Consider the following 10,536-nt stretch of genomic DNA (forward strand, 5'->3'; position numbering starts at 1 on the left):
CTCCGTGTCCGTGGAGCGCGGCTGTGGCGTCAGGGCCGTCATCCGTCCGACGGGCGTCTCCATGCGCGCCGAGATGCTCCGGCTCGACAGCGAGGAGGGCGCGGGGACGATGGGCGTGGGGGTGGGGTGCTCTTCCGGCCGGCTTGAGGAAGGGGTGCCGCGGCTGCTGGAGGCGCGCGTGGGGATGAGCTCCTGGAGCAGCTCGGTGGGCACGCGGATGATGGGCGTCGGCGCGGGTGGCTCGTCCCGCTGGCGCTCATAGGGCGAGCGCACCACGGGCGTGGCCGAGGCGGTCTCATCCCGCTCCTTGTCGTAGGGCGAGCGCACCGCCGGTGTGTGCGACGGCGGCTCGTAACTCGCACCGATGACAGGGCCGCGAACGACCGGAGTCGGCGCGGGGGCTTCATCCGAATCCCCGGCAGCTTCGCGGTTGCCTGCGTCCGTCCGGTTCAGCGCGGCGGGCGCCTTGACGATGGGCGTCGCTGCTGAGACCTCGCTGGAATCCTCGCTCACGGGCGAAGGAGGCCGGCCCGGCGGAGGAGGAACCTTGACGACGGGCGTCGGTGCCGGCGGTTCGTCCGCGTCTTCGACCTCCGTTGCCTGGACGATGGGCAGCGCGCTTTCGGAATCGTCGCCGCTCGCGTCCTGCGCCGCGGCGTGCTCGGGACCCTCCAACGTCGCGTCCTGGGCGGCCACGCTGGGCGCGGAGGCCTCGCGCTCGCGCAGCGGCGCCCCCATCACCACGGGTGGCTCGATGGGATTCGTCTCGAGCTCCGTCTTGATGAGGCGCGTGTCGAGCCCCTCATCGAGCACCTGTCCCATGACCAGCGGCAGGTCTTCGCGCGCACGGCCCGCGGCAGGCGCGTCGTTGTCCTTGCGAGGCTCCGGCGCTTTCCTGGCGACCGGGGCCGCGGTGGGAGCGGGCTCGGGGGGCAGCAGCGCCGCCAGCCGGTTCGTGGGCGTTCCCGTCACCGTGGTGGGCGGGGGCAGGTCGTCCTCGCTCGTGGTGGAGACTGGCTCCGACCGCTTCTCCAACAGCGAGTCATACAGGTCCAGGAGCTTGCCGCGGATGAGTCCCGCGTCGAGCGTCACCTCCGCGTGCGCCCGAGCCACCTGGCCCAGCGTCATCCGGCGTTTCACGTCGCGCGCCAGCTCGATGATGCGGTCGGCCAAGGCCTGGCTGTCACCCGGTGGGAAGAAGACGCCCGCGCCAGCCGGGATGAGCTCCCGCGTCACGGGCAGGTCCGCCGCGATGACGGGGCGGCCCGCCGCGCAGTACTCCGACACCTTCGCCAGCGGCCCGCCCTGAACGCGATTGCGCTCCACGTCATCCATGGGCAGCACGCCCACGTCCGCGAGCGCGAGCACCTTGGCCAGGTCATCGTGGTGCACCGGGGGCTGGAACTCCACCCGGTCGCCCAGGCCCAGCTCCTTCACCAGGTCATCCAGATGCGGCTGCCAGTCCGCGTGGCGTGCGCCCACCAGCGTGAGGCGCACCTCTTGCTTCCGAGCCGCCAGCGCCACCGCGCGCAGCAGGGTGGACAGGCCCTGCCACCCCACCTGGCTGCCCAGGTACATCATCCGGAGGGGGTCGCCGTCCGGGGCGCCCAGCACCTCCGGCGTGAAGGGCTGAAGGTCCACTGGCGCGGGCAGCACCCGGACCTGCTCCTCACTGGCGCCGAGCGACTGGATGTACGCGCGCGTCGTCTCCGAGCCGGTGACGACGAGGTCCGCGTTCATCAGGCAGAACAGCTCCTGCCTGCGAATCTTCGACAGGAAGCGCCGGTCCCCCTCCGTCTGCGGGTGGGTGTACCGCAGCTCCTGCGAGGGGAACGTCTGGGCCTCGTAGATGAGCCGGTACCCGTAGTCGCCCTTCAGCTCGCACAAGGCGTATCCGCCGAAGGGGTCCGTGAAGTGGGCGAGCGCGTAGTCCTCGCTTTCGAGCTGCCGGCGCACGGCCCGCTCGAAGGCCTGGATGCGCGAGGCCAGGTCCCCCGAGCCTACCGGGACGCGCAGCAGCCGGGCCCCCTGGTACTTCTCGATGTGGGAGTGGTCAGGCGTCTTCGCCGACAGCACCACCACGGAGAAGCGGTCTGGCAACGCCTTCAAGTATTCGGACAAACGACGGGATGAACCCGACGGACCGGGGATGACGTCGAAACTGCACAGGAGCAGTCTGGGCAGGTCGCTCAAGCGTGGGCAGGATACCTAGCCGCCCCCTGAGTGTCATCGGGTGATGGAACGAGAAACGGGGGTCGGGCGAAGAACACATGTAATGCTGGCACGTTGACCCTCTACGACCAGCGACCTAAAGGCCTGCTTGCCTATGGAAGACCTCAAGAGCGTGACGGTCAGCTACCTCAGGGAGTTGGCGCGGAAGCACCTGGGGAGCGGCTACAGCCGGATGAAAAAAGAGGAGCTGCTCGCAGCCCTGGCCGCCTACGTCCCGGCCCTGGGGAGGCTCGCCCGGCTGGCGGGCATCCGCGTGCCCGCCAAAAGTTCGACCCCGAAACCCGAGGCGGCTGGCTCGCAAGGCCAGGGCCGGGTGTCCGCGCCCAAGCGGGTGGCGGCCAAGCGGACCTCGGAGAGGCCCGGGAGCAAGCCACCCGCCAGACCCGCGCAGGTGGTCACGTTCCCGCCCAAGCCCCGAGTGGAGCGGGCTCGCGAGTCGGTGACGCCCGTCACGTCTTCCCTCACGAAGTCGCCGGAGCCGGCGCCGCCGCCCGTCGCGCGGCCCGCGCCCGCGCAAAAAGCCGCGGAGCCCGTGGTGGAGGGCTTCTTCGTGGCGCGCGTGGCTGGCGAGGAGGAGGCGCGCAGCCACCACCTGGTGGAAGCAGCGCCTGCTCCGCCTCCGCCCCCCGTGGATACCGAGGGCTTGGGCGAGCTGCCGGAGGGGTATCAGGACGACGCCGTCCTCCTGCTGCCCAGGGATCCGCACACGCTCTTCGTGTCCTGGGACTTCAGCCTGGGGACCCTGCTGCGCGCGCAGGATGCGCTGGAGGCGCCGAGTACCGTGCTTCGTGTGTTCGGTGATGAACAGATGGAGCAGGCGTTGGACTTCGCGGTGGAGGCTCGCGGCTTCTACATCCAGGGGTTGCCGGCGGGGCGGACGTATCGCGTGGAGGCGCACTGCGTCGGGCGCGATGGGCGAAGTCGCCGCATCGGTGCTTCGAGCAACCGCGTGACGCTGCCTCCCGCGGGCGTCTCCACGGATTTGACGGTGCGTTTCCTTCGGGTTCCTCCGCTCGAAGCGGCGCTGCCCGAGGCTTTCGTGGAAGCGCCGCCACCGGAAGAGGCGCGTGAGTACGTGTCGTGGCGCCGGGTGAACCTCCCTGGCAGTGGTGGCGTGCTGGATGTCCCGGAAGTCCACAGGGAGCGTCGCGGCAGGGATGTGGCGGAGGCGCACCTGGAGGGCCCCGCGCGAGCGGCGGGCGCTTCGGACCAGCGGTACGTGGGCTCAGTGGGGCGAGCGGCGGGGGCTTCGGACCAGCGCTATCAGGTGGATGAGGCGCGTGGACCCGTGACTGCTCCCGTGCCGCGCTACCTGGAGCCCCTGGGCCGTGCGCCGGGGGCTTCGGACATGCGGTATGCGGAAGGGGGCGCTCGCGAGGCGGGGAGGGGGCAACCGTCCCGTACATATCTGGACGTGAAGGGCATCCCGGGCGCGTCGGACCTGCGCTACGCGGACGGCGGTGCGGCTGGCTCAACAGGCAGCGGCGCTTCACCTCATCGCTACCTGGACGTGAAGGGCATCCCGGGCGCATCGGACCTGCGCCACGCGGACGGCGGTGCGACGCGCTCGCCGGTCAGCGGCGCTTCGCCTCATCGCTACCTGGACGTGAGGAGCACTCCGGGAGCGTCGGACCTGCGCTACCTGGAGTCGCCGCCCCGCGCGCCGGGTGCATCGGAGCAACGTCACCTGGGTTCCCCTCCACAGGGGACCAGCGCCTCGGACCGTCGCATCGCCGATGCTCCGGCTCCACCGTCGGGCGCATCCGACCGCCAGCACGAGGACGCGTCGTCGGCCCGCACAAAGACCGAAACCTCCGCGAAGGCCGCTCGCGGCTCCGGCGCGCAGCATCCCCCCGCGGTCGAGGAGAACCACCGCTACTTCGAGGCTCCGCCACGTCCGTCCCGCGCCGCGGTTCCCGACCGCGACGCCCAGGAGGAGGGGGACGCCGCCGACACGGAGGCGCACCACCGCTACTTCGAAGTGCCCCGGCCCCGCGGGGAAGACGCGGCCCCCCAGCGCACGGCGGCTCCTGCCTCCTTCGAGACCCGAGAGGGTCCCGCCACCCCTGACGCGGCCGAGCCGCCTCCCCGGAAGCCGCCTTCAGAAGACGGCCGCTCCTGAACCCGCACGGAGACATTGAACGACCATGAGCCTGGGTTCACTCGCGCTGGTGCTCCACGCGCACCTCCCCTTCGTCAGGCACCCCGAGCATGAGGACTTCCTCGAGGAGGACTGGCTCTACGAGGCCATCTCCGAGACGTACCTCCCGCTGCTCCAGGTCTTCGACAAACTGGCGGAGGACGGCGTCCCGTTCCGCCTGGCGATGACGCTGTCTCCGACGCTCGTGTCCATGCTGCGCGACGAGCTGCTGATGAGCCGCTACGCGCGGCGGCTGGACCTGCTCTGTGAGCTGGGCGCGCGCGAGGTCCACCGGACGCGCGCCGACACCACCTTCGGCCCCATTGCCCGGTTCTACCGGGACCACTTCGAGTCCCTGCGCCGCGCGTTCCACGACCGCTACAAGCGCGACCTCGTCGCCGCGTTCCGGCGGCTCCAGGACGCGGGCTACCTGGACATCCTCACCTGCAACGCGACGCACGGGTTCCTTCCGCTGATGCAGCAGGTGCCCGAAGCCGTCCGCGCCCAGGTGACGGTGGCCGCCAACCACTACCGCCAGCACTTTGGCAGGGACCCCGCCGGCATCTGGCTCGCCGAGTGCGGCTACTACCCGGGCCTGGAGCGCCTGCTGGCCAGCGAGCGCATCCGCTACTTCTTCGTCGACACGCACGGCCTGACGGACGCCGTGCCCCGGCCCCTGCACGGACCCTACGCGCCCGTCTTCACCGAGGCGGGCGTGGCCGCGTATGCCCGCGACCCGGAGAGCAGCCAGCAGGTGTGGAGCACCGAGCACGGCTACCCGGGCGACCCGGACTACCGCGAGTTCTACCGGGACATCGGCTGGGACCTGGACCTGGACTACATCCGCCCGTTCATCCAGCCCACCGGCGAGCGCAAGAACACCGGCTTCAAGTACTTCCGCATCACCGGGAAGACGAACGAGAAGCGCCCGTATGATCCGCTCGCCGCGCGGGAGCGGGCCTCGGTGCATGCGGGCAACTTCCTGTTCAACCGCCAGCGACAGATGGAAGACCTGGCCTCGCGCCTGGGCGGCCGGGAGCCGGTGGTCGTCGCGCCCTATGACGCCGAGCTCTTTGGCCACTGGTGGTTCGAGGGGCCCCAGTTCCTCGACTTCGTCATCCGCAAGGTCGCGTATGACCAGAAGACGTTCCGGCTGGTGACGCCGTCGGATGACTTGCGGGAGCATCCGGAGAACCAGGTGGCGACGCCGCCGCTGTCCTCGTGGGGCGCGGGGGGCTACGCCAACATGTGGCTCGACGGCAGCAATGATTGGATCTACCGCCACCTGAACCACTGCGCGATGCAGATGGTGGCGCTGGCGCGGGACTTCCCGGCGGCAGGTGAGCTGCAACGCCGCGCGCTCAATCAGGCCGCCAGGGAGCTGCTGCTCGCCCAGTCCTCCGACTGGGCCTTCATCATGAAGACGGGCACCATGGTGGAGTACGCCCAGCGCCGCACGCGCGAGCACCTCCTGCGCTTCCAGCGCCTGCACGAGCAGCTGCGCGGCGGCAGGCTGGACGAGGGCTGGCTCTCCCACGTGGAAGGCCGGGACAACCTCTATCCAGAGCTGGACTACCGCCTCTACCTGCCTGCCTGAAGCCAGGGGGGCAGGGTGGGGCGATGTGTCCTCCTGTCGCCACGACAGACGGTTTGGCTTGCGGGGCAGGTTTTCGGCTTTAGCTTGGTCTTCATATGAACCGTTCGACCGTCTCGTTCCGGAAGGCGCTCGTCGCCGCGCTCCTGGTCGCGTTGCCTCCCGCCGCGGCTGTCGCCCAGGCGCCGAAGCCGCCTCCCGCGGCCACCCAGCCGGGCGCCGGCAACGTCCTCCAGCCCGCGACACGGGAGGCGCAGACGCTCCCATCGCTGGCGCCGCTGGTGGAGTCGGTGAAGTCAGCGGTGGTCAACGTGGACGTGCAGGCCCGGGGCGGCGGCATTCCGCGTGGGATGGAGGACAACCCGCTCTTCGAGCGCTTCTTCGGTGGAGGCCGCGAGGGTGGCAGTCAGCGCCGCGAGCCGCTGCGCCAGGGCGCGGGGTCCGGCTTCATCATCGACCCGAAGGGCGTCGTCCTCACCAACAACCACGTCGTGGAGGATGCCGTCAGCATCACCATCCGCCTGGACGACGGACGCAGCTTCACCGGCGAAGTGGTGGGGCGGGATCCGCTCACGGACGTGGCGCTCGTGCGGCTCAAGGAGAAGGTGGAGAACCTGCCCACCGTGAAGCTGGGCGACTCGGATGCGCTGCGCGTGGGGGACTGGGTGGTGGCCATTGGCAACCCCTTCGGTCTGGCCTCCAGCGTCAGCTTGGGCATCGTCTCCGCGCGGGCCCGTGAGATTGGGGCCAGCCAGTACGACGAGTTCCTCCAGACGGACGCGGCCATCAACCCGGGCAACTCGGGCGGTCCGCTCTTCAACATGAAGGGCGAAGTGGTGGGCATCAACACCGCCATCGTCGGCGGTGGCTCCGGCATCGGCTTCGCGGTGCCCAGCACGCTCATCGGCTCGCTGCTGCCGCAGCTGGAGAAGGAAGGCTCCGTCACGCGCGCGTGGTTGGGCGTGGGCATCCAGGATTTGACGCGGGATTTGGCCAGCGCGCTCAAGCTCTCCGTGAACCAGGGCGCCATCCTCACGCAGGTGATGCCGTCTTCTCCCGCGGCGAAGGCGGGCCTGAAGCAGGATGACGTCGTCATCGCCATCGACGGGCGGACCGTCACCTCCAGCGGCGAGCTGACGCGCATCGTGGCGCTCAAGCGTCCCGGGAGCACGTCCACGTTGACGCTCTTCCGCGACGGCAAGAAGCGGGACGTGAAGGTGGCGCTGGGCACGCGGCCGGACCTGGAGGGCGTGGCCTCGGCGAAGCAGCGGCCGGAGGACTCGCAGGAGAGCTCCCGTCGCGTGGGCGTCAGCCTCCAGAACCTGGATGCGCGCACCGCGCAGCAGGCCGGCTTCACCGACAGCAGCGGCGCGCTCATCACCGACGTGGTGCCCGGCTCGCCGGCGGACCGCGCGCAGCTGGAGCCCGGCATGGTCGTCATCGAGGCCAACCGCAAGAAGGTGGAGAACGCGGACGCCCTGGCCCGCATCATCAAGGGCGCTGCGTCCGGGAGCACCTTGCTGCTGCGCGTGACGGCGCCGGGCGGGGCTCGCAACCTGCGCGCCCTGCGGGTGCCGTGAGGCTGGAGCGAGGGAGCGGCGGATGAGCGTCAACTACGTCGCGCTGGGTGACAGCTCGGCCGTGGGCGTGGGGGCGGCGCGAGGTGGGGGCTACCCCGCACGCCTCGCCTCCCGGCTGCGCGCGGGCGGCCTGCCCGTGGGCCTCAGCAACCTGGGGCAGAGCGGCGCGCGCATCCGTGACGTCTTCACGGGGCAGGTGAAGCGCGCCGTGGCCGCGCAGCCCACGCTGGTGACGCTGGGCATCGGGACGAATGACGTCTGGCGCGGCACGCCCCTGGAGGACTTCCAGGACGACCTGGACCGCATCGCCCGCCGGTTGAAGCAGACCGGGGCGCCGCTGGTGGTGGTGAACCTCGTGGACCTGGCGCTGGCCCCGGTGGCGCGGCTGGTGCCCGCGGCGCTCTACGAAGGGCGCATCGAGCCCTTCAACGCCGCCATCGCGGAGGTGGCCCGGGTGCACGGCATGCACCACGTGGACCTCTTCACGGCGAGCAAGGACATGATTCCAAAGGGCCCGCACTTCTTCTCGGAGGACGGCTTCCATCCGTCCGCCGAGGGGTATGAGGCGTGGGCGGACCTGATGCTGCCCACCGTGCAGACGCTCGTGCGCCGCTGAGCGCCTACGCCTTGGCCACGCCCCCCGGAGGCTTGGGGGCGGCTGTCACGGTGGGAGGCTCGGCGGCGGGCGTGTGCGGGCCCCGCTCGCGGCCCGGGTGCAGCTCCATGCCGGCTTCGTACAGGGTGGTGCGGTTACGGCCGGTGCGCTTGCTGAAGTAGAGCGCCGCGTCCGCGCTGTCCACCAGCTCCTCCTGGGCGGCGGCGTCGGAGGGGAAGTGCGACACGCCAATGGACACCGTGACGTGGTTGCCCGGCAGGCCCGGCTGGACCAGCGCCACGGATTCCGCCACGGCGCGGCGCAGCTTCTCCGCGACCTCCACGGCCTCCGCCTTGTTCGTCTGTGGCAGGAGGATGACGAACTCCTCGCCGCCGTAGCGCGCCAGCGTGTCCACCTTGCGCACGCGCAGCCGCAGCACGTCGCACACCCGGCGCAGCGCCTCGTCACCCACGCGGTGGCCGGCCAGGTCGTTGATGCGCTTGAAGTGGTCCACGTCCACCATGAGCAGCGCCAGCGGGGTGCCGAAGCGGTTGGCTCGTGCCAACTCCAGCTCCATGCGCTGGAAGAGGTGGCGGCGGTTGGGCACGCCGGTGAGCGGGTCCGTCATGGTGAGCTTCACCGTCTCCGCGTGCAGCCGGGCGTTCTTCACCGCCGTGGCCACCACGTCCGCCACCGCGGTGAGCAGCTCGATTTCCTCCGCGGAGAAGCTGGCCACGTGGGGGCGCTGGAAGTTCATCACGCCCAGCAGCGTCTCCATGTGCACCATGGGCGCCGCCAGCAGCGCGCCGGTGTTCAGCCCGCCCTTCACCAGGTCCGGTTTGGCGAACACGCTGGAGCGGTCCGCCGTGTCCGGCAGGTACACCGACTTGCGGGTCTCCGCCGCGCGGCCGCAGGCGCCTTCTCCCAGCGCGAACGTGAGTCCCTCCGCGCCGCGGCCCTCCGGCCAGGCGTGCTTGATTTCCAGCAGGCCCTCCGGGTTCATCAACATGATGGAGAACTCGGGGATGCGCAGCCGCTCCGTCACCAGGCGGGTCACGGCGTCCAGCAGCTCATCCAGCTCCAGCGTGGCGTTGAGCGAGCGCGCCACGTCGAAGAGCAGCGACAGCTCCTTGAGGCGGTCCTCCAGTTCGTCCTTGAGGGCCAGCTTCTCCTTCACCAGCTCCAGGTCGCGGTGGGTGTCGATCTCCTCCGCCTTCATGGAGGTGAGCCGCGCCAGCATCTGGTTGAAGGCCGCGCCCAGCCGCGCGAACTCGTCGGTGCCCCGCGCCTCCGCGCGCACCAGCAGGTCGCCCGCCTCCGCGCGCCGCATGGCCGCGCTCAGCTTGCGCAGCGGGCGGGTGAGGACGAAGTGCAGCGCCAGCCCGGTGATGAGCGCCAGCAGCACCACGAACAGGCCCATGGAGCCGAGCGCCGCGCCGAACACGGACGACAGCTCCTGGTGAAGCGCCGGCTCCGCCATGCGCAGCTGCAGGATGCTGGCGCCTGGCACGTCGCCAGCGGTGTGGCAGCCGGCGCACTCCGGCCCGCCGAGGGGACGAATGACCTCCGTCATCCGCGCCACCGAGCGCGCCCGCTCGGGGCCCGGGGCCGTCAGCCGCGCGGCCTCCGGGTGCGTCGTGCCCTCTTCACCCGTGCGGCGGGACCAGAGGATGCGCCCGTCCGGCGTCAGCACCCGGACGTCCTCCACCGAGCGGAAGAGCCGGGTGTCGGAGCGCATCACCTCCGTCACCGCGCCATGGGCCGGAGCCCCGCGCGCCTGCGGAAGGGTGAAGGTGGAAGCGACGAACTCCGCCAGCGCCAGCGACTCCACCTGGGTGGCGTCCTGGACCGCGACCCGCGCCTCACGCCAGAAGTGGCCGACGCCCAGCAGTGCCACGAGCAGCCCGGGCAGGGCGATGCTCCACAGCAGCTTGCGACCAACGGTGTCGGGACCCAGGGGCATGCGGGTGCTCGCAGCTCTCGAGCGCGGGGTTTCGGACTGGTTGCACGGAGTTCAGGCGGTCCGTGAATTGTCAGGTGGCTGACGCTACCTGTCAAACGAAGCGGTGAAATCATCCTACGATTGCGCTGACGCTGGATCACCTCCTGGTGCATCAATCAGGTGGATTCCTGGAGATTCCATGTCGACCGAGTTTCTCACCTCCGCGCTGCTGCCCGTGCCGCACGGCTTCGCCACCCGCGCTGGCGGCTGTTCGGAGGGGCCCTACGCGTCACTCAACCTGGGGTTCTCCGTGGGCGACGAGCGGGCGCGCGTGGAGGAGAACCACCGCCGCCTGGCACAGGCCGCTGGCGCGCCGCTCGAAGCGCTGAGCCGCGTGTCGCAGGTGCATGGTGATCGCGTGGTGGAGGCCCGGCGCGGGGAGGGGGCCCAGGG

7 protein-coding genes are annotated in these 10,536 nt (G+C 70.7%); 5 read left to right on the plus strand and 2 right to left on the minus strand.

Annotated features, from left to right (window positions below):
• A partial coding sequence (locus HV826_RS34855; protein WP_176421342.1) for a glycosyltransferase occupies positions 1–2,151 on the minus strand: 2,151 nt, incomplete at its 3' end.
• Positions 2,152–2,326: 175 nt separating this feature from the next.
• Here HV826_RS34855 and HV826_RS34860 point away from each other — a divergent pair.
• The 4 genes from HV826_RS34860 (at position 2,327) to HV826_RS34875 (ending at position 8,162) form a co-directional block, all read left to right on the plus strand.
• The gene (locus HV826_RS34860; RefSeq protein WP_176421343.1) at positions 2,327–4,354 is read left to right on the plus strand and encodes a DUF4912 domain-containing protein; all 2,028 of its coding nucleotides are present in this window, start codon (positions 2,327–2,329) and stop codon (positions 4,352–4,354) included.
• A gap of 25 nt (positions 4,355–4,379) precedes the next feature.
• Positions 4,380–5,969: a glycoside hydrolase family 57 protein gene (locus HV826_RS34865; RefSeq protein WP_176421337.1), complete on the plus strand. Its 1,590-nt coding sequence runs from the start codon at positions 4,380–4,382 to the stop codon at positions 5,967–5,969.
• Positions 5,970–6,064: 95 nt separating this feature from the next.
• Complete coding sequence (locus HV826_RS34870; RefSeq protein WP_176421338.1) at positions 6,065–7,546, plus strand: trypsin-like peptidase domain-containing protein; 1,482 nt, start codon at positions 6,065–6,067, stop codon at positions 7,544–7,546.
• Between the two features lie 22 nt (positions 7,547–7,568).
• Positions 7,569–8,162 (plus strand): SGNH/GDSL hydrolase family protein, encoded by a 594-nt coding sequence (locus HV826_RS34875; RefSeq protein ID WP_176421339.1) that lies wholly within the window; start codon positions 7,569–7,571, stop codon positions 8,160–8,162.
• A gap of 4 nt (positions 8,163–8,166) precedes the next feature.
• On the opposite strand, the gene HV826_RS34880 is transcribed toward HV826_RS34875, so the two are convergent.
• The gene (locus HV826_RS34880; RefSeq protein ID WP_176421340.1) at positions 8,167–10,104 is read right to left on the minus strand and encodes a diguanylate cyclase; all 1,938 of its coding nucleotides are present in this window, start codon (positions 10,102–10,104) and stop codon (positions 8,167–8,169) included.
• A 178-nt stretch (positions 10,105–10,282) separates the two neighbouring features.
• On the opposite strand from HV826_RS34880, the gene HV826_RS34885 reads away from it, so the two are divergent.
• On the plus strand, positions 10,283–10,536 hold a 254-nt coding region (locus HV826_RS34885; protein WP_176421341.1), incomplete at its 3' end, for a laccase domain-containing protein.

This window comes from Myxococcus sp. AM010, assembly GCF_013372585.1.
Classification (GTDB): domain Bacteria; phylum Myxococcota; class Myxococcia; order Myxococcales; family Myxococcaceae; genus Myxococcus; species Myxococcus vastator.

Excerpts from the sequence above, each read along its gene's own strand:
- HV826_RS34870 (WP_176421338.1), top strand. The coding sequence starts at position 6,065 with ATGAACCGTTCGACCGTCTCGTTCCGGAAGGCGCTCGTCGCCGCGCTC.
- HV826_RS34880 (WP_176421340.1), bottom strand. The coding sequence starts at position 10,104 with ATGCCCCTGGGTCCCGACACCGTTGGTCGCAAGCTGCTGTGGAGCATC.
- HV826_RS34865 (WP_176421337.1), top strand. The coding sequence starts at position 4,380 with ATGAGCCTGGGTTCACTCGCGCTGGTGCTCCACGCGCACCTCCCCTTC.
- HV826_RS34875 (WP_176421339.1), top strand. The coding sequence starts at position 7,569 with ATGAGCGTCAACTACGTCGCGCTGGGTGACAGCTCGGCCGTGGGCGTG.
- HV826_RS34860 (WP_176421343.1), top strand. The coding sequence starts at position 2,327 with ATGGAAGACCTCAAGAGCGTGACGGTCAGCTACCTCAGGGAGTTGGCG.